Origin of the sequence: Pseudomonas sp. ENNP23, from assembly GCF_001728945.1 — a bacterium.
Taxonomy (GTDB): domain Bacteria; phylum Pseudomonadota; class Gammaproteobacteria; order Pseudomonadales; family Pseudomonadaceae; genus Metapseudomonas; species Metapseudomonas otitidis.
In genome coordinates, this window is the sequence record NZ_LYSP01000021.1 from 20,969 (window position 1) to 44,809 (window position 23,841).

The following is a 23,841-nucleotide window of genomic DNA, read 5'->3' on the forward strand; positions in this document are numbered from 1 at the left end:
CGTCGATTCGCCTGTATGGAGACATGCCTTGAACCACGAAAACAACGACACCGCCGTGCTGTTCGGCAACGGCGACGAGCTGCCCAGCAACGGCTCGGACAACCTGCACATCAGTGACCTGATCGCCGGTCTGAAGCGCCGCGAGGTGCTGGCCGGTGGCGCCACCCTGGGCGCCCTCGCCTTCCTTGGCGTGAGCCTGCCCGGCCAGGCCCAGGCCACCGAGATCGAGGCCGAGGCACGCGGCCTGGGCTTCCCCTTCCGTCCGCGCAAGCGCTTGGGCTTCGAGGGCATCCCCACCGGTCGCGCCGACACCGTGACGGTGCCGCCGGGCTACAAGGCCACCGCGTTCATTCCCTGGGGTACGCCCATCACCGGCCGCTACCCGGCCTTTGCCGATGACGCCAGCAACAGCGCCCAGGACCAGGCCGAGCAGACCGGCATGCACCACGACGGCATGCACTTCTTCCCCATCGATGCCCGCCACGGTTTCGGGATACGTTCGGACCACGGCCTGTTGGTGCTGAACCACGAGTACATCGACGCGCCGCTGCTGCACCCGAACGGCCCGACCGTGGTGAACGGCAAGCGCACCAGTGCCGAGGAGGTCCGCAAGGAGATCAACGCCCATGGGGTGTCGGTGGTGGAGATCCGCCGTGACGTGCGCGGCGAGTGGAATGTGGTACCCAGCCCGCGCAACCGCCGCATAACAGCAGCGACGCCGATGCGCATCAGCGGCCCGGCACGTGGACACGCGCTGATGCAGACCCGCTACAGCCCGGACGGCACCCAATCGCGCGGTACCCAGAACAACTGCTCCAACGGTTTCACCCCCTGGGGAACCTACCTGACCTGCGAGGAGAACTGGGCCGGCTACTTCGCCACCCGCGACGCCGACCTGCCCCGCGAGCTGAAACGCTATGGCCTGCGCAACACCAGTCGCTTCGGCTGGGAGACGCTGGCGGGCGATGAGTTCGAGCGCTTCGACGCGACCCGCAAGGCTGCCGATGCCAAGGGCGACTACCGCAACGAGCCGAACCAGTTCGGCTGGATCGTGGAGATCGACCCGTTCGACCCCACCTCCACCCCGGTCAAGCGGACGGCCCTGGGCCGCTTCGCCCACGAGGGCCTGATCTTCGCGCCGGTGAAGCCGGGCCGTCGGGTGGTCTGCTACTCCGGCGATGACTCGCAGAACGAGTACATCTACAAGTACGTGAGCCGTGACACGTTCCGCCCGGGCAAGCGCAACCATCGCCTGCTGGACAACGGCACACTCTACGTGGCGCGCTTCAACGCCGATGGCAGCGGCCAGTGGCTGGCCCTGGACATCAACGACCCGGCCTTCCAGCAGGCCTGCCAGAAGGCCGGCGTGACCTTCGCCGACCAGGGCGATGTGCTGGTGAACACCCGCCTGGCCGCCGATGCCGTGGGCGCGACCAAGATGGACCGCCCGGAATGGGGTGCGGTGAACCCGGACAACGGCGAGGTGTACTTCACCCTCACCAACAACACCGCACGCACCACGCCGGACGCGCCCAACCCGCGTCCGAACAATGCCTACGGCCACATCATCCGCTGGCGCGAGCAGAGCCGTGACTACGCGGGCGCACGCTTCAACTGGAACCTGTTCCTGCTGGCCGGCCCGCAAAGCGACAGCCGTGGCCCGAACGGCCAACCGCTGGACGCCGGCTCCATCCTCGCCAGCCCGGACGGGCTGTGGTTCGACGAGGACGGCCGCCTGTGGATCCAGACCGACATGAGCGGCAGCCAACTGGCGTCCGGCCCGTTCGGCAACAACCAGATGCTGGTGGCGGACCCGCGCACCGGGGAGATGAAGCGCTTCCTGGTAGGGCCGCTGGGCGCGGAGATCACCGGGATCACGGCGACCCCGGACTTCCGCACGCTGTTCGTCAACATCCAGCACCCGGGCGAGGGCTCGACCCCGACCAACCTGACCAGCACCTGGCCGGACGGCCCAGGCCGCCGGCCGCGTTCGGCAACGGTGGTGATCACCCGGGAAGACCGCCGACGCATCCTCTGACCCCTCCGCCACTGGCCGAACTGCCAGGGCACTCCGACCGGCCAGCAATGGCCGGTCCCTTTTGACACTGGGAGACTGGCGGCTCACTCACCACGAGCCTCGCCATGCCGACCAACCGCCTTGCCAAAGCCACCTGGCTGATCACCCGCCTCCCCGCTGCACTGCACACCCCCTTGCTGAGCCTGCTGATCGGCAGCCAGGTGAAGTTCGCCGGTACCGGGCGCATCCGCGTCCATCACCTGGGCCCCGACCGGGCGGTGATGAGCCTGGCCAACCGCAGGCGCGTACAAAACCACATCGGAGGCGTGCATGGCGCTGCTGGCGGAGTCGGCGACGGGCATCCTGGTGGGCATGAGCGTGCCGGATACCCGCATTCCGCTGATTCGCACGCTGCACGTGGACTACCTTCGGCGAGCAAGTGGCGGCCTCAGGGCCGAAGCGCGGCTTTCGTCCGAGCAATTACGCCGGATCGAGGAGGAGGAAAAGGGCGAGGTGACCGTGGAGGTGCGCGTGACCGACGAGAGCGGTGCCGAGCCGATCCGCTGCGAGATGATCTGGGCCTGGGTGCCGCGTAGGAAAGAGCGCGTCGACTAAGCTTGCCGGCACTTAATCCTGTGCAGGAGGCACGATGACCAACAAGACCATGTTCCTCAGCGCCATTGCGCTCGCGATCACCACAGCAGGTGCCACCCTATTCTGGCGCTTGCAGCCTGATGCCTCTCCCCTTCAGGCGTCGACGCTGCCCACTCTTTCGGAAAGCAACGCATCCACCAACCCCTTGCAAGCACCGACAGATGCTCGATCGGGCGCCAAGAGCGCCAATGACCTGGCCCAAGCGGACGAGTACGCCAAGCGCTTGGCATTCGATGCCGAATACCGGGGCTTCTTCGACAAAGCCGCCGCACTTTCCCCCGCTGAGCGTGAGGCTGAAGCCGAGCGTCTGCGCAAAGGACTGGAGGAGAAGGAGGCAAAAGGTGAACTGGCCGCCGGCGAGTCCGTACTGCTGCAGATTGCACTGATCCGCGCCAGTGTCGACGACCCTGCGGAGCAGACTGCCCGCTCAGAAGCACTGATAGGCCGTTATCAGGCCGCCAGCGAGGCAAGGGAGAAAGCCCGCGCCCAACAGCGCTCACCGCAATTCGAGCGATACAAGCGGGAGGAAAGGCGCATCGTCGATGAAGTCAACGCCATGCAGGCCATACCCGAAGGCCTCAGTCGCAATGAGTACCTGCGCCAACGGCTGCAGGAAGCACGAGAGCAAGCCTACCGCTGACCGAGGGCGCGCAATGCGCCCCCGGCCTTTCTTTACAGCAGTTTGTTGATCAGGGCGTAGATGAGGTTGTAGGGCTTCGCACGGTCAGCGGCATCGCTGATCTCGGAGGCGTCCAACACCGGCCCCCTGCCATTGAGCACGCTGTCGATGAAGTGGCTCAGCTCAAGCCCTTGCTCCTGAATATCGCCATTTTTGAAATCGACGATCGTTGTGCAATGGCTTTCGTTCAGAGCCCGGTACTGAGGGAAGTAACCGCCGAAGTTCGGCAGGTTGGCCAGCGTACTGTTCAAGCGCTCCGTATCTGCCTTCCATTTGGCCTTGATCAAGGCCTCCTTGGTGGCCTTGTCAGGCGCGTTCATGATCTCCGGGTAGAACCGCTCGTAGGAGTAGGACGAGTAGTTGAGGTCCTGCCAGAAATGGGTGTGTCCCAGACGATCACCCGGCAGGTTAGAAGCCAGCGCCGGATAGATGCTGCCGAGATTGGACAAGCTCACACCTGGCAAGCGACGTTGCAGGTATTGCAGCGGCCCTTCATCCAACCCCCACGCACCGCGTATGAGATTTTGCAAGGGCAAGGAGGGATATGTCTGGCTGTCACCACCGACCATCGCATCGAATATCGGCCCCGAGTCATCAATCAGGAAGCCGCGATCCGGAGCCAGGTCCTGTCGCAGGATACCGTGGCTGACCAAGCTACCTGCGCCGCCGGCACTGCAACCGGTAGAAAGCATCTGCCCAGGACGAGGCATGTTGTCTTTCAGCCAGCCCAGCACGGCGCGACCATTGCGCAAGCCGTTGTGGTGCCAAGTCAGGGGCGGCTTCTGTCCAGCCGGATCGTCGTACGTGGCGACCTTGTCCCCGGCATAGAGATCCCCCGTGCAGTAGGGGATATAAACCATGTTCCACTTCTGGGTCTTCACCCGCGAATAGGGATGAAGACGGACCACGAAGGGGCTGACAAGGCTGGCACTGGGGTTCATCAGTTTCATGTAGTCATCCGGAATGCCATTGGGGTTGCGCGCCCCGCGGATACCGGTCTGTCCTGTGCAACTGGCGTAGTCCCAGCAGGCTCCACCACCTTCCATGTAGATGATCGTATTGGTGGTGTTCGGAACCCGGTTGATGAAGAACTTGTACGGCGAGCCGTCGCCGCACACTGCGCCGGTTTCGGGTGCAAGCTGGACGGTCTGCCAGGCGTAGTAACGCGCCGGCGAGAAACCTGACTTGAAGCCTGCAGGGTTGCCGAGCATGGGATAAGGCCCCACGCGCTGCTCAGCACGCACAGGGTTGTCCGCTGAGGGCGGGGAGGTCAGGTTACGGAGTGTCTTCCAGAAACCGTAGTCGCCAACTTCGGCATGAGCATGTACGGCGGGTAATAGGCAGGACAGTAGAATGACGCTGCAACGCAGGCGTGTAGCAAGCCTCATGGGCAGTTCCCTCTTTCTTGGTGTTTTGGTGGTGACCACCAAGCCCCGGAATATCCAAGGACATGGGGGTCCGATTGACCCCCTGAGTACCGCCGGGAAACAGGGGAAAGCGCTGTAGAAAAGCGCAGCTGGTACGCTAGTACAGCATCCAAAGTGCCTCAATAAGCTGTTGCCAGAATTATTCGGGATAGAAACCGCTACCGTTGTAGTAGTTGGCGCTAATGCACCGGTAACTTTTAGTCGCCTTTGTAGGATTAATTCAGTAGTGGCTAAATATTCCCCAATCAAACGCGAATGACTCTCATCCACAAAACATAACTTGCCGCTGCGGCATAGCGACGCAATCCGACCAAGGCCTAACAAAAAGCTGAAAACCCCGACCTACGGGGCTTTCATGGCAGTACAAGGTCCTTTTACTGCCCTTGGAGTTAATTTTTCGACCTGAAAAATTTACTTGTTCCCCCTTACGGGCATAAAATTGTTCGAATAGATTGCTGGGTGCTTCTGCTCCGGCATAACCCTAATAACTCGAGTGAACGCCGTTCCTTGTAGAAGGAGTTCGGGCATGTCGGAAGCCACTGCCATCCTGTCCCATAACTGGGGTTTCGCTGTTTTCCTGCTGGGCGTGTTCGGCCTGATCGCATTCATGCTCGGCGTCTCCGCCCTCCTCGGCAGTCGCGCCTTTGGCCGCGCGAAGAACGACCCCTTCGAATCCGGGATGCTGCCTACCGGCAGCGCCCGCCTCCGCCTTTCCGCCAAGTTCTATCTGGTCGCGATGCTCTTCGTGATCTTCGACGTCGAAGCCCTCTTTCTCTTCGCATGGGCCGTTTCTGTTCGCGAAAGCGGATGGGCCGGGCTCATCGAAGCATCCATTTTCATAGCAATTCTGTTGGCAGGTCTTGCCTATCTCTGGCGCATCGGGGCCCTGGACTGGGCCCCCGAAGGTCGTCGCAATCGGCAGGCGAAGCTAAAACAATGAGGCTTTGGCAATGCAATACAAACTTACTCGGATCGATCCGACTGCTCCCAACGAGCAGTACCCGATCGGCGAGCGGGAGGTCGTCACTGACCCTCTGCTAGAAGATCAGGTCCACAAGAACATCTTCATGGGCAAACTCGAAGATGTTCTGAGCAACGCGGTCAACTGGGGTCGCAAGAACTCCCTTTGGCCGTACAACTTCGGTCTGTCGTGCTGCTACGTGGAGATGACCACCGCTTTCACTGCTCCCCACGACATTGCCCGCTTCGGTGCCGAGGTCATTCGCGCATCACCCCGCCAGGCTGACTTCATGGTCATCGCCGGCACCTGCTTCATCAAGATGGCGCCCATCATCCAGCGCCTCTATGAGCAGATGCTGGAGCCCAAGTGGGTGATCTCGATGGGCTCTTGCGCAAACTCCGGTGGCATGTACGACATCTACTCGGTGGTCCAGGGCGTGGACAAATTCCTCCCCGTGGATGTGTACATCCCTGGCTGCCCTCCCCGTCCGGAGGCATTCCTGCAAGGCCTGATGCTGCTGCAGGAATCCATCGGCCAGGAGCGCCGCCCGCTTTCCTGGGTCGTCGGCGACCAAGGCATCTACCGTGCCGAAATGCCGTCGCAGAAGGAACAGCGCCGCGAACAGCGTATTCAGGTCACCAACCTGCGCAGCCCCGACGAAGTCTGATTCGGGCCCTTCCACGAGGAGGCCCGTTTCACTCTGTACGTTGACCGAAAGCGACCGAGACCATGACTGCAGACACCGTTCTGTCTATTCCGCCTTACAAGGCTGACGACCAAGATGTCGTCGTTGAGCTGAACTCCCGCTTCGGCGCCGAGAGCTTCACTATCCAGGCAACCCGCACCGGCATGCCGGTGATCTGGGTCCCCCGCGAAAAGCTCGTCGAAGTACTGACCTTCCTGCGCAACGCCCCCCGCCCCTTCGTCATGCTGTACGACCTGCATGGCGTCGACGAGCGCCTGCGCACCCAGCGCCGCGGCCTGCCGGGCGCCGACTTCACGGTGTTCTACCACCTGATCTCGCTGGAACGTAACAGTGACGTGATGATCAAGGTCGCCTTGTCCGAGGGCGACCTCAACCTGCCCAGCGTCACCAGGATCTGGCCCAACGCCAACTGGTACGAACGCGAGGTCTGGGACCTCTACGGCATCACCTTCACCGGGCACCCACACCTGACCCGCATCATGATGCCGCCCACCTGGCAGGGTCACCCACTGCGCAAGGACTACCCGGCGCGCGCCACCGAGTTCGATCCCTACAGCCTCACGCTGGCCAAGCAGCAGCTCGAGGAAGAAGCCGCCCGCTTCAACCCCGAGGACTGGGGCATGAAGCGCCAGGGCGAGAACGAGGACTACATGTTCCTCAACCTCGGCCCCAACCACCCCTCCGCCCACGGTGCCTTCCGCATCGTGCTGCAGCTGGACGGTGAAGAGATCGTCGACTGCGTCCCGGACATCGGCTACCACCACCGTGGCGCCGAGAAAATGGCCGAGCGCCAGTCCTGGCACAGCTTCATCCCCTACACCGACCGCATCGACTACCTCGGCGGGGTGATGAACAACCTGCCGTACGTACTGGCTGTCGAGAAGCTCGCCGGCATCCAGGTACCGCAGAAGGTCGATACCATCCGCATCATGCTGGCCGAGTTCTTCCGCATTACCAGCCACCTGCTGTTCCTGGGCACCTATATCCAGGACGTGGGCGCCATGACGCCGGTGTTCTTCACTTTCACCGACCGCCAGCGCGCCTACAAGGTCATCGAGGCCATCACCGGCTTCCGCCTGCACCCGGCCTGGTACCGCATCGGCGGTGTCGCCCATGACCTGCCGCGCGGCTGGGACAAGCTGGTCAAGGAGTTCGTCGACTGGCTGCCCAAGCGCCTGGACGAGTACACCAAGGCCGCCCTGCAGAACAGCATTCTCAAAGGCCGGACCATCGGCGTCGCCCAGTACAACACCAAGGAAGCCCTGGAATGGGGCACCACCGGTGCCGGCCTACGTGCCACCGGCTGCGATTTCGACCTGCGCAAGGCTCGCCCCTACTCCGGCTACGAGAACTTCGAATTCGAAGTCCCGCTGGCCCACAACGGCGATGCCTACGACCGCTGCATGGTCCGCGTGGAAGAGATGCGCCAGAGTATCCGCATCATCGACCAGTGCCTGAAAAACATGCCGGAAGGCCCCTACAAAGCTGACCACCCGCTGACCACGCCGCCACCGAAAGAGCGCACGCTGCAGCACATCGAAACCCTGATCACCCACTTCCTGCAGGTTTCCTGGGGCCCGGTCATGCCGGCCAATGAGGCCTTCCAGATGATCGAGGCGACCAAGGGCATCAACAGCTACTACCTGACGAGCGACGGCAGCACCATGAGCTACCGCACCCGGATCCGGACGCCCAGCTTCCCTCACCTGCAACAGATCCCCTCAGTGATCCGCGGCAGCATGGTGGCCGACCTGATCGCCTATCTGGGCAGTATCGACTTCGTTATGGCTGACGTGGACCGCTGACATGAGCATTATCCAGACCGACCGTTTCGTCCTCAGCGAAACCGAGCGCTCGGCCATCGAGCACGAAATGCACCATTACGAGGACCCGCGCGCGGCGTCCATCGAAGCCCTCAAGATCGTCCAGAAGGAGCGTGGCTGGGTGCCGGATGGCGCCGCCGACGCCATTGGCGAGATCCTCGGCATCCCTGCCAGCGACGTCGAAGGCGTTGCCACCTTCTACAGCCAGATCTTCCGCCAGCCGGTCGGCCGCCACGTGATCCGCGTGTGCGACAGCATGACCTGCTTCATCGGTGGCCATGAATCCGTGCTGGGCCGTATCCAGGAGCAGCTCGGCATCGGGCTTGGCCAGACCACAGCCGACAACCGCTTCACCCTGCTGCCGGTGTGCTGCCTGGGCAACTGCGACAAGGCGCCGGCTCTGATGATCGACGACGACACCTTCGGCAACGTCAGCGCCGAGGGCGTCGCGCAACTGCTGGAGGCCTATCAATGAGCACCCTCACCTCCGTAGGACCGGCCAACCGCATCCAGCGCAGCGCCGAGACGCACCCGCTGACCTGGCGCCTGCGTGAAGACGCCCAGCCTGTCTGGCTCGAGGAATACCAGCAGAAGAACGGCTACGCGGCGGCACGCAAGGCTCTGGGCGAGATGGCCCAGGCCGACATCGTCCAGCAGGTCAAGGACTCCGGCCTCAAGGGCCGCGGCGGTGCGGGCTTCCCCACCGGCGTGAAGTGGGGCCTGATGCCCGCCGACGAATCCATGAACATCCGCTACCTGCTGTGCAACGCGGATGAGATGGAACCCAACACCTGGAAGGACCGCCTGCTGATGGAGCAACTGCCCCACCTGCTGGTGGAAGGCATGCTGATCAGCGCCCGCGCCCTCAAGGCCTATCGCGGCTACATCTTCCTGCGTGGCGAGTACGTCGACGCCGCCCGCAACCTCAACCGCGCCATCGACGAAGCCAAGGCCGCCGGCCTGCTGGGCAAGAACATCCTCGGGTCGGGCTTCGACTTCGAGCTGTTCGTCCACACGGGCGCCGGCCGCTACATCTGCGGTGAAGAAACCGCCCTGATCAACTCCCTCGAAGGTCGCCGCGCCAACCCCCGCGCCAAGCCGCCCTTCCCCGCCGCCGTCGGCGTCTGGGGCAAGCCCACCTGCGTCAACAACGTCGAGACCCTGTGCAACGTCCCGGCGATCGTTGCCAACGGCGTGGACTGGTACAAGGGACTCGCCCGCCCGGGCAGCGAAGACATGGGCACCAAGCTCATGGGCTTCTCCGGCAAGGTGAAGAACCCCGGCCTCTGGGAACTGCCCTTCGGCGTCAGCGCCCGCGAGCTGTTCGAGGACTACGCTGGCGGCATGCGCGACGGCTTCAAGCTGAAGGCCTGGCAGCCCGGCGGCGCCGGCACCGGTTTCCTGCTGCCCGAGCATCTGGATGCCTCCATGTACGCCGCCGGCATCGCCAAGGTCGGCACCCGCATGGGCACCGGCCTGGCGCTCGCCGTGGATGACAGCATCAACATGGTCTCGCTGCTGCGCAACATGGAAGAGTTCTTCGCCCGCGAGTCCTGTGGCTGGTGCACCCCCTGCCGGGATGGCCTGCCCTGGAGTGTCAAGGTCCTGCGCGCCCTCGAGCGCGGCGAGGGTCAGGCCGGCGACCTGGAGACCCTGGAAGGCCTGGTGAATTTCCTCGGCCCAGGCAAGACCTTCTGCGCCCACGCACCGGGTGCCGTCGAGCCACTGGGTAGCGCGCTGAAGTATTTCCGACCGGAGTTCGAGGCAGGCATTGCCCGCAACGCACCGGCGAACCGACCCGAAGTGGTCGGCGCATAAGAGCCAGTTCCGACGGTTGGCGGCTGCCACAAGCGGCCCCGATCGCAACCAGATTCCATTAGCCAAGCCCGGTAACGGGCAGATGAAGACTGAACCATGGCCACTATCCACGTAGACGGCAAGACGCTCGAAGTCGATGGTGCAGACAACCTCCTGCAGGCCTGTCTGTCACTCGGACTCGACATCCCCTACTTCTGCTGGCACCCGGCGCTCGGTAGCGTCGGCGCCTGCCGCCAGTGCGCGGTCAAGCAGTACACCGACGAAAACGACAAACGCGGTCGCCTCGTCATGTCCTGCATGACCCCTGCCACTGACAACACCTGGATCTCCATCGAGGACGAAGAGGCGAAGCAGTTCCGCGCCAGCGTCGTCGAATGGCTGATGACCAACCACCCGCACGACTGCCCTGTGTGCGAGGAAGGCGGTCACTGCCACCTGCAGGACATGACGGTGATGACCGGCCACAACGCCCGTCGCTACCGCTTCACCAAGCGCACCCACCAGAACCAGGAACTCGGCCCGTTCATCGCCCACGAGATGAACCGCTGCATCGCCTGCTACCGCTGCGTGCGCTACTACAAGGACTACGCCGGCGGCACCGACCTGGGCGTCTACGGCGCCCACGACAACGTCTACTTCGGACGGGTCGAGAACGGCACCCTGGAGAGCGAATTCTCCGGCAACCTGGTCGAGGTCTGCCCGACCGGTGTGTTCACCGACAAGACCCACTCCGAGCGCTACAACCGCAAGTGGGACATGCAGTTCGCCCCGAGCATCTGCCACGGCTGCTCCAGCGGCTGCAACATCAGCCCTGGTGAGCGCTACGGCGAGATCCGCCGCATCGAGAACCGCTTCAACGGCTCGGTGAACCAGTACTTCCTCTGCGACCGCGGCCGTTTCGGCTACGGCTACGTCAACCGTGAAGATCGCCCGCGCCAACCACTGTTCGGCACCCAGAAGCTGGGGCTCGACGCCGCGCTGGACAAGGCCGCCGAACTGCTCAAGGGCAAGCGCGTGATCGGCATCGGCTCGCCGCGCGCCAGCCTGGAGTCCAACTTCGCCCTGCGTGAACTGGTGGGCGAAGCCAGCTACTACTCCGGCATCGCTGCCGGCGAACTGGAAAACATCCGCCTCATCCGCGACATCCTGCAGAACGGCCCGCTGCCGGTGCCCACCCTGCGTGATATCGAAAGCCACGACGCCGTCTTCGTCCTCGGCGAAGACCTCACCCAGACCGCCGCGCGCGTCGCCCTGGCCCTGCGCCAGTCGGTCAAGGGCAAGGCCACCGAGATCGCCGCCTCGATGAAGATCCAGGACTGGCACATGGCCGCCGTGCAGAACGTCGCCCAGCACGCCCTGAACCCGCTGTTCATCGCCAGCGTCACCGAGACCCGCCTCGACGACGTCGCCACCGAAAGCGTGCATGCCGCCCCGGCTGACCTGGCCCGCATCGGCTTCGCCGTGGCCCACGCCATCGACCCGAGCGCACCCGCCGTGGAAGGGCTGGAGGCCGAGGCCCGCGAGCTGGTCCAGCGCATTGCCAATGCCCTGCTGGCCGCCAAGCGCCCGCTGATCGTCTCCGGCGCTTCCCTGGGCGAAAAAGCCCTCATCGAAGCCGCCGCGAACATCGCCAGCGCCCTGAAGAACCGCGAGAAGAACGGCTCCATCAGCCTGGTGGTACCGGAAGCCAACAGCATGGGCCTGGCCCTGTTCGGCGGTGAATCCCTGGACGCAGCCCTGGAGGCCCTGATCTCCGGCCAGGCCGACGCGGTCGTCGTCCTCGAGAACGACCTCTACCGCCGTGCCGACACCGCCAAGGTGGACGCCGCCCTGGCCGCCGCCAAGGTGGTGATCGTCGCCGACCACCAGCAGACCGCGACCGTCGAACGCGCCCATCTGGTGCTGCCGGCCGCCAGCTTCGCCGAAGGCGACGGCACCCTGGTCAGCCAGGAAGGCCGCGCCCAGCGTTTCTTCCAGGTCTACGACCCGACCTATTACGACGCCAACATCCTCGTTCGCGAGGGCTGGCGCTGGCTGCATGCTCTGCACAGCACCCTGGAAGGCAAGTCCGTCGACTGGACCCAACTGGACCAGGTCACCGCCGCCGTCGCCGACAGCAACAACCAACTGGCCTCGATCCGCGACGCCGCGCCCAGCGCCTCGTTCCGCATCAAGGGCCTCAAGCTGGCCCGCGAGCCGCACCGCTACAGCGGTCGTACCGCCATGCGCGCCAACATCAGCGTGCACGAGCCGCGCCAGCCGCAGGACCAGGACTCCCCGTTCGCCTTCTCCATGGAAGGCTACGCCGGCAGTGCCGAGCCCCGTCAGCAGATCCCCTTCGCCTGGTCGCCCGGCTGGAACTCGCCCCAGGCCTGGAACAAGTTCCAGGACGAAGTCGGCGGCCACCTGCGTGCCGGTGATCCGGGCGTGCGCCTGATCGAGGCCAAGGGCAATCCCCTGCCCTGGTTCAGCGTCGCCGCGCCGTTCAACCCGGTGCAAGGTACCTGGCAGGTCGTCCCGCTGCATCACCTGTTCGGCAGCGAGGAGAACTCCTCCCGCGCCGCGCCGATCCAGGCGCGTATGCCCGAGGCCTACGTGGCCCTGGCAAAGTCCGAGGCGGACCGCCTCGGCGTCAACGATGGCGCTCACCTGATCGTTCGGGTCAACGGCCAGGCCCTGCGCCTGCCGCTGCAAATACGCGAAGAGCTGGCCGTCGGCCTGGTAGGCCTGCCAGCCGGTCTGCCGGGCATCCCGGGCGCCGTCGCTGGCGCCACCGTCACCCTGCTGCAGGAGGCCGCGCAATGAGCTGGCTCACTCCCGAGGTGATCGACGTCATCATCGCGGTGGTCAAGGCCATCGTCATCCTGCTTGCCGTGGTCGTCTGCGGCGCCCTGCTGAGCTTCGTCGAACGACGCCTGCTGGGCTGGTGGCAGGATCGCTACGGCCCCAACCGCGTCGGTCCGTTCGGCATGTTCCAGATCGCCGCCGACATGCTGAAGATGTTCTTCAAGGAAGACTGGACGCCGCCGTTCGCCGACAAGATGATCTTCACCCTGGCGCCGGTGATCGCCATGAGCGCCCTGCTCATCGCCTTCGCCGTGGTGCCGATCACCCCCACCTGGGGCGTCGCCGACCTGAACATCGGCATCCTGTTCTTCTTCGCCATGGCCGGCATCACCGTGTACGCGGTGCTCTTCGCCGGCTGGTCGAGCAACAACAAGTTCGCCCTGCTCGGCAGCCTGCGCGCCTCGGCCCAGACCGTCTCCTACGAGGTGTTCCTGGCCCTGTCGCTGATGGGTATCGTCGCCCAGGTCGGCTCGTTCAACCTGCGCGACATCGTCGAATACCAGGCCCAGCACCTGTGGTTCATCATTCCGCAGTTCTTCGGCTTCTGTACCTTCTTCATCGCCGGCGTCGCAGTGACCCACCGTCACCCCTTCGACCAGCCGGAAGCGGAACAGGAACTGGCCGACGGCTACCACATCGAGTACGCCGGCATGAAATGGGGCATGTTCTTCGTCGGCGAGTACATCGGCATCGTGCTGGTGTCCGCGCTGCTGGTCACCCTGTTCTTCGGCGGTTGGCACGGCCCCTTCGGCATCCTGCCGCAGATCCCGTTCATCTGGTTCGCCCTGAAGACCGCCTTCTTCATCATGCTGTTCATCCTGCTCCGCGCGTCGATCCCGCGTCCGCGCTATGACCAGGTGATGGCCTTCAGCTGGAAGTTCTGCCTCCCGCTGACCCTGATCAACCTGCTGGTGACCGGCGCCGTCGTGCTCGCGGTCCAGTAAGGAGAAGCCCATGATCAAGTACATCTATGACGTGGTAGCCGGCACCTTCACCCAACTTCGCAGCCTGGTGATGGTGTTCTCCCACGGCTTCCGCAAGCGTGACACCCTGCAATACCCCGAAGAGCCCGTGTACCTGCCGCCGCGCTACCGCGGCCGCATCGTGCTGACCCGCGACCCCGACGGCGAAGAACGCTGCGTGGCCTGCAACCTGTGCGCCGTGGCCTGCCCGGTCGGCTGCATCTCGCTGCAGAAGGCCGAGACCGAAGACGGGCGCTGGTACCCCGAGTTCTTCCGCATCAACTTCTCCCGCTGCATCTTCTGCGGCCTGTGCGAAGAAGCCTGCCCCACCACCGCGATCCAGCTGACGCCGGATTTCGAGATGGGCGAGTACAAGCGCCAGGACCTGGTCTACGAGAAGGAAGACCTGCTGATCTCCGGCCCCGGCAAGAACCCGGACTACAACTTCTATCGCGTGGCGGGCATGGCCATTGCCGGCAAACCGAAAGGTGCCGCGCAGAACGAGGCCGAACCGATCAACGTGAAGAGCCTGCTGCCCTAAGGAGACGTTGCGTGGAATTCGCTTTCTATTTCGCTGCCGGCGTCGCCGTGGTGTCCACCCTGCGGGTGATCACCAACACCAACCCGGTGCATGCCCTGCTCTACCTCATCGTCTCGCTGCTGGCGGTATCGATGTGCTTCTTCGCCCTGGGTGCGCCCTTCGCCGGTGCCCTGGAGATCATCGTCTACGCTGGCGCCATCATGGTGCTCTTCGTCTTCGTGGTGATGATGCTCAACCTCGGCCCGGCCGTGGTGGAGCAGGAGCGCAAGTGGCTCACGCCCGGGATCTGGGTCAGCCCTGCCGCCCTCTCCTTCGCCCTGCTGGCCGAGCTGCTGTACGTGCTGTTCAGCCAGCAGAGCGGCGCTGCAATCGGCCACACCACCGTGGACGCGAAAGCCGTCGGCATCAGCCTGTTCGGCCCTTACCTGCTGGCGGTGGAGCTGGCCTCCATGCTGCTGCTGGCAGCACTGGTCGCGGCCTACCACCTCGGCCGCCACGAAGCGAAGGAGTAATGCCATGAGTGCAATCCCACTGGAACACGGGCTCGCCGTCGCCGGCATCCTCTTCGCCCTTGGGCTCGCCGGCCTGATGGTGCGCCGTAACATCCTCTTCGTCCTGATGAGCCTGGAAGTGATGATGAACTCGGCCGCCCTGGCCTTCGTGGTCGCCGGTGCCCGCTGGGCCCAGGCCGACGGCCAGATCATGTTCATTCTGGTGATCACCCTCGCAGCCGCCGAGGCCAGCATCGGCCTGGCGATCCTGCTGCAACTGTATCGCCGCTTCCACACCCTCGATATCGACGCTGCCAGCGAGATGCGCGGATGAACCTTCTATTCCTGACCTTCCTGTTCCCGCTGCTCGGCTGGTTCGTCCTGTCGTTCTCCCGCGGGCGTCTCTCCGAAAACGCCTCCGCCGTGATCGGCGTCGGCTCCGTCGGCCTCTCCGCGCTCACGGCCGCCTGGGTCATCTGGCAGTTCCACGTGTCGCCACCGGAAGGCGGTGTCTACACCCAGGTGCTCTGGCAGTGGATGAGCGTGAACAACTTCGCGCCCAGCTTCACGCTCTACCTGGACGGCCTCTCGGTCACCATGCTCGGCGTGGTCACCGGCGTCGGCTTCCTGATCCACCTGTTCGCCTCCTGGTACATGCGCGGTGAAGAGGGCTACTCGCGCTTCTTCTCCTACACCAACCTGTTCATCACCAGCATGCTGTTCCTGGTGCTGGGCGATAACCTGCTGTTCCTGTACTTCGGCTGGGAAGGCGTGGGCCTGTGCTCCTACCTGCTGATCGGCTTCTACTACAGCAACCCGAACAACGGTAACGCCGCGCTCAAGGCCTTCATCGTCACCCGCATCGGCGACGTGTTCATGGCCATCGGCCTGTTCATCCTGTTCATGTACCTCGGCACCCTGAACATCCAGGAGCTGATGAAGCTGGCACCCGAGAAGTACGTGGCCGGTGACAGCTGGCTGTGGTTCGCCACCCTGATGCTGCTCGGCGGCGCCGTGGGCAAGTCCGCCCAACTGCCGCTGCAGACCTGGCTGGCCGACGCCATGGCCGGCCCGACCCCGGTTTCCGCACTGATCCACGCGGCCACCATGGTCACCGCGGGCGTCTACCTGATCGCCCGGACCCACGGCCTGTTCCTGCTCACCCCCGAGATCCTCGAACTGGTGGGCATCGTCGGTGGCGTCACCCTGGTGCTGGCCGGCTTCGCCGCGCTGGTGCAGACCGACATCAAGCGCATCCTCGCCTACTCCACCATGAGCCAGATCGGCTACATGTTCCTCGCCCTGGGCGTGGGGGCATGGGATGCGGCGATCTTCCACCTGATGACCCACGCCTTCTTCAAGGCCCTGTTGTTCCTCGCCTCCGGTGCGGTGATCAACGCCTGTCACCACGAGCAGAACATCTTCAAGATGGGCGGCCTGTGGAAGAAGCTCCCCCTCGCCTACGCCAGCTTCATCGTCGGCGGCGCGGCCCTGGCGGCACTGCCCCTGGTCACCGCGGGTTTCTACTCCAAGGACGAGATCCTCTGGGAAGCCTTCGCCAGCGGTCACCAGTGGCTGCTCTACGCAGGCCTGGCCGGTGCCTTCCTGACCTCGATCTACACCTTCCGCCTGATCTTCATCGCCTTCCACGGCGAAGCGAAGACCGAGGCCCATGCCGGCCATGGTGTGGCCCACTGGCTGCCGCTGTCGGTGCTGATCGTGCTGTCCACCTTCATCGGTGCGCTGATCACTCCGCCGCTGGCCGGCGTGCTGCCGCAGAGCGTCGGCCATGCCGGTGGCGAAGCCAAGCACAGCCTGGAAATCGCCTCGGGCGCCATCGCCCTGGCGGGCATCCTGCTGGCCGCCCTGCTCTTCCTCGGCAAGCGTCGCTTCGTCAGCGCCGTCGCCCAGAGCGCGCCGGGCCGCTTCCTCGGGACCTGGTGGTACGCCGCCTGGGGCTTCGACTGGCTCTACGACAAACTGTTCGTCAAGCCCTACCTGCTGGCCACCCGCCTGCTGGGCAACGACCCGATCGACTCCGGCATCAGCCTGATCCCGCGCCTCGTTCGTGGCGGCAACGGCATGCTGAGCAGCAGCCAGACCGGCCAGCTCCGCTGGTACGCGGTCTCCCTGGTGGGTGGTGCCGTGCTGGTGCTCGGCGCCGTGCTGCTGACCTGAATCTTCTTAAGGAATTGAGCCCGTCATGATTCTGCCCTGGCTAATCCTGATTCCCTTCATCGGCGGCCTGCTGTGCTGGCAAGGTGAGCGCTTCGGCACCACCCTGCCGCGCTGGATTGCGCTGCTGACCATGTCCATGTTGTTCGGCCTCGGCCTCTGGCTGTGGGCCACCGGCAACTTCAACCTGGCCCCCGCCCCGGGTGCCGATCCGGTCTGGGCGCACGAGTTCAAGGTCAACTGGATCGAGCGCTTCGGCATCACCATCCACCTTGCGATGGATGGCCTGTCGGTGCTGATGGTGACCCTCACCGGCCTGCTCGGCGTGCTGTCCGTGCTGTGCTCCTGGAACGAAATCCAGAACCGCGTCGGCTTCTTCCACCTCAACCTGATGTGGATCCTCGGCGGCGTGGTCGGCGTGTTCCTGGCCGTCGATCTGTTCCTGTTCTTCTTCTTCTGGGAAATGATGCTGGTGCCGATGTACTTCCTCATCGCGCTCTGGGGTCACAGCGGCAGCAAGGGCAAGACCCGCATCTACGCCGCCACCAAGTTCTTCATCTTCACCCAGGCCAGCGGCCTGGTGATGCTGGTGGCGATCCTCGGTCTGGTGCTGGTGCACTACAACGCCACCGGCGTGCTGACCTTCAACTACGCCGACCTGCTGAAGACGCCGCTCACGCCCACCGCCGAGTACCTGCTGATGCTGGGCTTCTTCATCGCCTTCGCGGTGAAGTTCCCGGTGGTGCCGTTCCACTCCTGGCTGCCGGATGCCCACGCCCAGGCGCCCACTGCGGGCTCCGTGGACCTGGCCGGCATCCTGCTGAAGACTGCCGCCTACGGCCTGATGCGCTTCGCCCTGCCGCTGTTCCCCAACGCCTCGGCCGAGTTCGCGCCCATCGCCCACTGGCTCGGCGTGTTCGCCATCGTCTACGGCGCCCTGCTCTCCTTCGCGCAGACCGATATCAAGCGCCTGGTGGCGTTCTCCAGCGTGTCCCACATGGGCTTCGTGCTGATCGCCATCTACTCCGGCAGCCAGATCGCACTGCAGGGTGCAGTGGTGCAGATGATGGCCCACGGCCTGTCCGCCGCCGCGCTGTTCATCCTCTGTGGCCAACTGTACGAGCGCCTGCACACCCGTGACATGCGCCAGATGGGTGGCATCTGGAGCCGCATGCCCTATCTGCCGGCCATCAGCCTGTTCTTCGCTGCCGCAGCCCTCGGCCTGCCCGGCACCGGCAACTTCGTGGGCGAGTTCCTGATCCTCCTGGGCTCCTTCGAGAAAGCCATGTGGGTGACCATCATCGCCGCCACCGGCCTGGTGTTCGGCTCGGTCTACTCGCTGATCATGATCCACCGCGCCCACTTCGGTGCCGCCAAGTCCGACGCCCCGCTGCAGGGCCTCAAGCCCCGCGAACTGATCATGGTGCTCGGCCTCGCCGCGCTGCTGATCCTCCTGGGCGTCTACCCGCAACCGGTGCTGGACACCTCCGCTGCCAGCATGCACGGCGTGCAGCAGTGGATGGACGCCGCCTTCACCCAACTCGCCTCGGCCCGGTAGCTGTCATGGAACATCACGCTGTGGAATTCACGACTCAACACCTGATCGCCCTGCTGCCGCTGCTGGTTGCCTGCGCCACTGTCGTCGCAGTGATGCTGGCCGTGGCCTGGAAGCGTAACCACACCCTGACCTTCGGCATGTCGGTGGTCGGCCTCAACGCCGCCCTGCTGGCCATCATCCCCGCGTTGGGCGTCACCCCCATCGAGGTGACCCCGCTGCTGAAGGTCGACACCTTCGGCTGCTACTACATGGCGCTGGTACTGGCCTCCACCCTGGCGTGCGTCACCCTGATCCACGCCTATCTGGGCGGCAACACCGGCCAGGGCTACCCGGGCAACCGCGAGGAGATGTACCTGCTGATCCTCCTGTCCGCCTGCGGTGGCCTGGTGCTGGTCACCGCGCAGCACATGGCCGGCCTGTTCATCGGCCTGGAGCTGCTGTCGGTGCCGGTCTACGGCATGGTGGCCTACGCCTTCTTCAACAAGCGCTCGCTGGAAGCCGGCATCAAATACATGGTGCTTTCGGCCGCCGGTTCCGCCTTCCTGCTGTTCGGCATGGCCCTGCTCTACGCCGACGCCGGCACCCTGAGCTTCGCCGGCATCGGCGCCAAGTTCTCCGGCCAGGGCGTTCCCGGAGGCCTGGTGCAACTGGGCATCGGCATGATGCTGGTCGGCCTGGCGTTCAAGCTGTCCCTGGTGCCCTTCCACCTCTGGACGCCAGACGTCTACGAAGGCTCCCCGGCGCCGGTGTCGGCCTTCCTGGCCACCGCCAGCAAGGTCGCCGTGTTCGCCGTGCTGGTTCGCCTTTACCAGATCTCCCCGGCCACCGCCGGTGGCTGGCTGAACGACCTGCTGGCCGCCATCGCCATCGCCTCGATCCTGTTCGGCAACCTGCTGGCCCTGTTGCAAAGCAACATCAAGCGCCTGCTGGGATACTCCTCCATCGCCCACTTCGGCTACCTGCTGATCGCCCTGATCGCCACCAAGGGCATGGCCGTGGAGGCCATCGGCGTCTACCTGGCCACCTACGTGCTCACCAGCCTGGGTGCGTTCGGTGTGGTGACACTGATGTCCACGCCCTACAACGGCCGTGACTGCGACGCCCTGTACGAATACCGTGGCCTGTTCTGGCGCCGTCCGTACCTGACCGCCGTACTCACCGTGATGATGCTGTCGCTCGCCGGCATTCCGCTCACCGCAGGCTTCATCGGCAAGTTCTTCGTCATCGCCGCCGGTGTCGAATCCCACCTCTGGCTACTGCTGGGCGTGATGATCCTGGGCAGCGCCATCGGCGTGTTCTATTACCTGCGGGTCATGGTCACGCTGTTCCTGGTGGAGCCGAACCTGCGTCGTCACGACGCCGACCTGCACTGGGCCCAGCGCGCCGGCGGCATCATGCTGCTGATCGTCGCCCTGCTCACCTTCGTGCTCGGCGTCTACCCGCAGCCGTTGCTGGACCTGGTCCAGCACTCCGGCCTGGTCGCACTCGGCCACTGAGTGCCCCACGGCAGTGACGAAAAAGCCCGGCGAATGCCGGGCTTTTTCATACCTGTTCACCTCGGGGTGCCCTCCCCTTCCGCCTCCAGGCAGGTGAGACCAGCAAGACAATGGCGCCAGCCGGCAAGTCCCGGCATCATCGGCAGCCTGCTCCAGCGGGCAACCCTGCAGCCGCCCCATCAAGGACGAAGCCGTGCACCCAAGACCCGACCTGCTGTTCATCCCCGATTTCCTCGACGAGCCGGACAGGCACTTGCATCAACTGCTCGAAACGGTCACCTGGGACACCCGGATGCGCGCGCGGCGCACTGCCAGCTACGGGGTCGCCTACAACTACTCGCAGATTAACTACCCCGCCACGCCACTGCCGGCCTGGGCCCAATGGCTTGGCGAGCGCCTGCAGCCGGTCATTGGCTTCTCTGCCAACAACTGCCTGCTCAACCTCTACGAGGACGGCCAGTCATCCATGGGCTTTCATTCCGATGAGTGCGAGGTGCTGGAGCCCGGCACGGGGGTGGCCATCCTCTCCCTCGGGGACTCCCGCGAGATCCGCTTCCGCAGCAAGGCCGACCGCGAGCACGAAGTGGCCTGGACGCTACCTTCCGGCTCCTTGCTCTACATGGACCAGGCCGTCCAGGCCCACTGGCTGCACGCCATCCCCCCGGACCGCAGCCGTCGGCCCGCGTATCAGCCTTACCTTCCGCCGCCTGCGGGCGGCGCCTTAAGGCAGGCGGACCCGCCGACGGGTGCTGACATACAGCCCCCAACTGGCCATGAACAACGCTGCCACCAACGGTCCGATGACGAAGCCATTGAGGCCGAACAGCGAAATCCCACCCAGGGTGGAGAGCAGCACCAGGTAGTCCGGCATGCGCGTATCCTTGCCCACCAGGATCGGCCGCAGCAGGTTGTCCACCATGCCGATCACCAGCACGCCTGCCAGCACCAGCACCGCGCCCTGCCAGAGCTCGCCACTGAGCATCAGCCAGGCCGCCACCGGCGCCCAGATCAGTCCCGAGCCCACCGCCGGCAGCAGGGACAGGAAGGCCATCAGCACGCCCCAGAGCAATGCGCTGGGGATGCCCAGCAGCCAGAACACCACGCCGCCCAACCCGCCCTGGATCACCGCCACCACCACGTTACCCTTGACCGTCGCCCGGACCACACGGGTGAACTTCAGTTGCAGGCGGCGCTTGTGGTGATCGGCCAGGGGCAGCGCCGTGCGGATGTGCCGCACGATTTCCGGGCCATCGCGGAGGAAGAAGAACAGCAGGTAGAGCATCAGGAAGAAGCTGATCACCACCTGGAAAGTGTCCTGCCCGATGGAGAACGCCTGGGTCGCGAGGAATTGGCTGCCCTGGGTAGCGGCACTCACCAGGCGGTCACGCAGGTCGTTCAGGTTGTCCAGGCCAAAGCGGCCGAGGTGCTGCTGCAACGCCTGCGGAAGCAGATCGATGAAGCGCTCCAGGTACATGCCAAGGTCCAGCTCGCCGGACTCCAGCCGGCTATACAGGTCGGCCCCCTGCTGCACCAGCAGCAGGCCGATCAGGCACACCGGGATGATCGCCACCAGCAGGCACACCCCCAGGGTCAGCAGCGCCGACAGGTTGCCTCGCCCGCCCAGGCGCAGGGCCAGGCGGCGCTGCAGCGGCGCGAACACCACTGTCAGCACCACCGCCCAGAACGCGGCGCCGTAGAACGGCAGGAGAATCCAGATGAAGGCCAGGGAGACCAGCACCAGCAGCAGGATCAGCGAGCGGAGTTCGAGGGGATAGCGGGAGGCGGACATGGGCGGGCGGTATCCAGTGGGATTACCGGTTTAGTCCGCCAGTGCCGATACAAAGTGCGAAGACTTTGCAGGTGCAGCACCCAAAAGCACTGACCCGAGGTGGATTTACCTTGGCCCGGGCTTCAGCCCGGAACGCGAATGGCTTCGCGTCCCGAGCCGAACAGGTTGGCGATCAGATACGGAACTGACGCACCAGCGCGCCCAGACGGTCGCCCAGGGCAGCCAGGGAGCGGGCGGTCTCGGCACCCTGGCGGGTGTCGTCGGCGACGCTGTCCACGGCGACAGCGATCTGGTGCACGCTGCGGTTGATCTCCTCGGCCACCGCCGTCTGCTCCTCGGCAGCGCTGGCGATCTGCGCGTTCATGGCGTTGATGGTGCCGATCAGCCCGGCAATGGCGTCCAGCGAGGCGCCAGCCTGGTTGGCCTGCTCACTGGTGACCTCGCCGGCATCGCTGGAGCGGCGCATGGCGGTCACCGCGTCCTGGGTGCCCTGCTGCAGGCGGTCGATCATGCCCTGGATTTCCTGGGTGCTCTGCTGGGTGCGGCTGGCCAGGGCACGCACCTCATCGGCCACCACGGCGAAGCCGCGACCGGCCTCACCCGCACGGGCGGCTTCGATGGCGGCGTTGAGCGCCAGCAGGTTGGTCTGCTCGGCGATGGAGCGGATCACCCCGAGCACGCTGACGATGGACTGCACGTCCTGCTGCAGGCTGTCCAGGGACACGCCGCTCTCACGGATGTCGCCCACCAGCGAATGGATACGGGTGATGCTGCCGTCCACCACGCGCTTGGCGGCCTGGCCTTCCTGATCGGTTTTCTGCGCGGCTTCGGCGGCGCCCTGAGCACTCTGGGCCACCTCGTGCGCGGCAGCGCTCATCTCGTTGATGGCGGTGGCCACCTGGTCGGTCTCGTGGCGTTGGCGCTCCATGGCCTGCTCGGAGCGGTGGGCCTGGGCGGAGACCTGGTCCACCAGGCCGGTGAGCTGCACGGTCATCTCGACGATCTGGCGCACCAGACCGTGGATCTTCTCGACGAAGCGGTTGAAGGAACCGGCCAGTTCGCCCAGTTCGTCCTGGCTGTTGATCGGCAGGCGATGAGTCAGGTCGCCGTCACCGGCGGCGATGTCGTCAAGGTTGGCCTTGATCTGCTGCAACGGACGGAGGAAAGCGTTGGCCAGGGTCGTGCCGACGATGCCGAACACCACCAGCAGGATCACCGCAATCACCACGATGCTGGTGAGGATGGTGCTGATGCGCGCGTCGATCGCCTCCTGCACCTCGGCCACCTGAGCCTCGACACCGTCGAGATTCACCGCCGTGCCCAGGGCCATGTCCCACTTGGGCAGGTAATAGCTATAGGCGAGCTTGGGTACCTGCACGCTCTCGTTGCCCGGCAAGGGCGAGCTGTAGAAGACATAACGGCTGTCGTCCTTGGCGACCCGGACCAGTTCATCGTTCACGGCCACGCCGTTGACGTCCTTGCGGCCGGAGAAGCTCTTGCCTACGTCCACCGGACTGTCGCCACGGAACAGGCGGATCACCTGGGAGTCGTAGGCGAAGAAGTAGCTGTCCTTGCCGTACTTGATCTTCTTCAGGATCTCGATGGCCTTCTCGCGGCTCGCCATGTCATTGGCGGCCGACGCGTCGTAGAGCATCTGCACCGAGCCCAGGGCGATCTGCATGTAATGCTGCAGCTCCCGGCGATTCTCATCGATCAGACGCTCGCGGGTTTCCTTCACCTCACCCTCGGCGAGGCTCAGCAGGACCTTGGCTGCCGCGCCGCTGAGCACGACGGCGAACAGGATGACTGGCGCGAGCGCCAGCAGCAGGACCTTGGTTTTGAGTGTCAGGCGCATGTATCCATTCCTCAGGGCGGCAGACCGGGAAAACGAAAGGGG

Annotated in this window: 18 protein-coding genes and 2 pseudogenes; 17 read left to right on the forward strand and 3 right to left on the reverse strand. The window is 64.8% G+C overall.

Annotated elements, in window-relative coordinates:
• The first annotated feature begins 28 nt into the window (after window positions 1–28).
• From A9G05_RS13335 to A9G05_RS13345, 3 genes and pseudogenes are all read left to right on the forward strand, one after another.
• Window positions 29–2,038, forward strand: coding sequence for a PhoX family phosphatase (locus A9G05_RS13335; RefSeq protein ID WP_069561446.1), 2,010 nt, complete (start codon window positions 29–31; stop codon window positions 2,036–2,038).
• Window positions 2,039–2,142: 104 nt separating this feature from the next.
• Window positions 2,143–2,632: pseudogene (locus A9G05_RS13340) on the forward strand (DUF4442 domain-containing protein).
• Between the two features lie 34 nt (window positions 2,633–2,666).
• Window positions 2,667–3,311: a hypothetical protein gene (locus tag A9G05_RS13345; RefSeq protein WP_240923086.1), complete on the forward strand. Its 645-nt coding sequence runs from the start codon at window positions 2,667–2,669 to the stop codon at window positions 3,309–3,311.
• 32 nt (window positions 3,312–3,343) lie between these two features.
• On the opposite strand, the gene A9G05_RS13350 is transcribed toward A9G05_RS13345, so the two are convergent.
• Window positions 3,344–4,594, reverse strand: a complete 1,251-nt coding sequence (locus A9G05_RS13350; protein WP_240920381.1) for a pectinacetylesterase family protein — start codon at window positions 4,592–4,594, stop codon at window positions 3,344–3,346.
• Between the two features lie 709 nt (window positions 4,595–5,303).
• Here A9G05_RS13350 and A9G05_RS13355 point away from each other — a divergent pair.
• The 14 genes and pseudogenes from A9G05_RS13355 to A9G05_RS26615 form a co-directional block, all read left to right on the forward strand.
• Window positions 5,304–5,717, forward strand: a complete 414-nt coding sequence (locus A9G05_RS13355) for an NADH-quinone oxidoreductase subunit A (protein ID WP_069561448.1) — start codon at window positions 5,304–5,306, stop codon at window positions 5,715–5,717.
• Window positions 5,718–5,727: 10 nt separating this feature from the next.
• Complete coding sequence (locus A9G05_RS13360; protein WP_044405811.1) at window positions 5,728–6,405, forward strand: NADH-quinone oxidoreductase subunit B family protein; 678 nt, start codon at window positions 5,728–5,730, stop codon at window positions 6,403–6,405.
• A gap of 62 nt (window positions 6,406–6,467) precedes the next feature.
• Window positions 6,468–8,249, forward strand: a complete 1,782-nt coding sequence (gene nuoC, locus A9G05_RS13365; RefSeq protein ID WP_069561449.1) for an NADH-quinone oxidoreductase subunit C/D — start codon at window positions 6,468–6,470, stop codon at window positions 8,247–8,249.
• A gap of 1 nt (window position 8,250) precedes the next feature.
• Window positions 8,251–8,742, forward strand: coding sequence for an NADH-quinone oxidoreductase subunit NuoE (nuoE, locus tag A9G05_RS13370; RefSeq protein WP_069561450.1), 492 nt, complete (start codon window positions 8,251–8,253; stop codon window positions 8,740–8,742).
• The gene (gene nuoF, locus A9G05_RS13375; RefSeq protein WP_069561451.1) at window positions 8,739–10,085 is read left to right on the forward strand and encodes an NADH-quinone oxidoreductase subunit NuoF; all 1,347 of its coding nucleotides are present in this window, start codon (window positions 8,739–8,741) and stop codon (window positions 10,083–10,085) included. Before nuoE ends, nuoF begins: the two co-directional genes overlap by 4 nt.
• Before the next feature lie 96 nt (window positions 10,086–10,181).
• Window positions 10,182–12,890, forward strand: a complete 2,709-nt coding sequence (gene nuoG / locus A9G05_RS13380; protein WP_069561452.1) for an NADH-quinone oxidoreductase subunit NuoG — start codon at window positions 10,182–10,184, stop codon at window positions 12,888–12,890.
• Window positions 12,887–13,876, forward strand: coding sequence for an NADH-quinone oxidoreductase subunit NuoH (gene nuoH / locus A9G05_RS13385; protein WP_069561453.1), 990 nt, complete (start codon window positions 12,887–12,889; stop codon window positions 13,874–13,876). Before nuoG ends, nuoH begins: the two co-directional genes overlap by 4 nt.
• 10 nt (window positions 13,877–13,886) lie before the next feature.
• Complete coding sequence (gene nuoI, locus A9G05_RS13390; RefSeq protein WP_044405822.1) at window positions 13,887–14,435, forward strand: NADH-quinone oxidoreductase subunit NuoI; 549 nt, start codon at window positions 13,887–13,889, stop codon at window positions 14,433–14,435.
• 11 nt (window positions 14,436–14,446) lie between these two features.
• The gene (gene nuoJ, locus A9G05_RS13395; protein ID WP_069561454.1) at window positions 14,447–14,947 is read left to right on the forward strand and encodes an NADH-quinone oxidoreductase subunit J; all 501 of its coding nucleotides are present in this window, start codon (window positions 14,447–14,449) and stop codon (window positions 14,945–14,947) included.
• Between the two features lie 4 nt (window positions 14,948–14,951).
• Entirely contained in the window at window positions 14,952–15,260 is a 309-nt protein-coding gene (gene nuoK, locus A9G05_RS13400) for an NADH-quinone oxidoreductase subunit NuoK (protein ID WP_044405825.1), read from the forward strand.
• The gene (nuoL, locus tag A9G05_RS13405; RefSeq protein ID WP_069561455.1) at window positions 15,257–17,104 is read left to right on the forward strand and encodes an NADH-quinone oxidoreductase subunit L; all 1,848 of its coding nucleotides are present in this window, start codon (window positions 15,257–15,259) and stop codon (window positions 17,102–17,104) included. Before nuoK ends, nuoL begins: the two co-directional genes overlap by 4 nt.
• Before the next feature lie 25 nt (window positions 17,105–17,129).
• Window positions 17,130–18,659 carry an NADH-quinone oxidoreductase subunit M gene (gene nuoM, locus A9G05_RS13410; RefSeq protein ID WP_069561456.1) on the forward strand — a complete coding sequence of 510 codons (1,530 nt, stop codon included), beginning with the start codon at window positions 17,130–17,132 and terminating at the stop codon, window positions 18,657–18,659.
• A gap of 20 nt (window positions 18,660–18,679) precedes the next feature.
• Complete coding sequence (gene nuoN / locus A9G05_RS13415) at window positions 18,680–20,155, forward strand: NADH-quinone oxidoreductase subunit NuoN (RefSeq protein WP_069561457.1); 1,476 nt, start codon at window positions 18,680–18,682, stop codon at window positions 20,153–20,155.
• A 292-nt stretch (window positions 20,156–20,447) separates the two neighbouring features.
• Window positions 20,448–20,771: pseudogene (locus A9G05_RS26615) on the forward strand (alpha-ketoglutarate-dependent dioxygenase AlkB); the annotation flags it as partial.
• A gap of 105 nt (window positions 20,772–20,876) precedes the next feature.
• Here A9G05_RS26615 and A9G05_RS13420 read toward each other — a convergent pair.
• Together A9G05_RS13420 and A9G05_RS13425 are read right to left on the reverse strand one after the other, a co-directional pair.
• Entirely contained in the window at window positions 20,877–21,944 is a 1,068-nt protein-coding gene (locus A9G05_RS13420) for an AI-2E family transporter (protein ID WP_069561458.1), read from the reverse strand.
• Between the two features lie 172 nt (window positions 21,945–22,116).
• Window positions 22,117–23,799, reverse strand: a complete 1,683-nt coding sequence (locus A9G05_RS13425) for a methyl-accepting chemotaxis protein (protein WP_069561459.1) — start codon at window positions 23,797–23,799, stop codon at window positions 22,117–22,119.
• Window positions 23,800–23,841 lie beyond the last annotated feature (42 nt).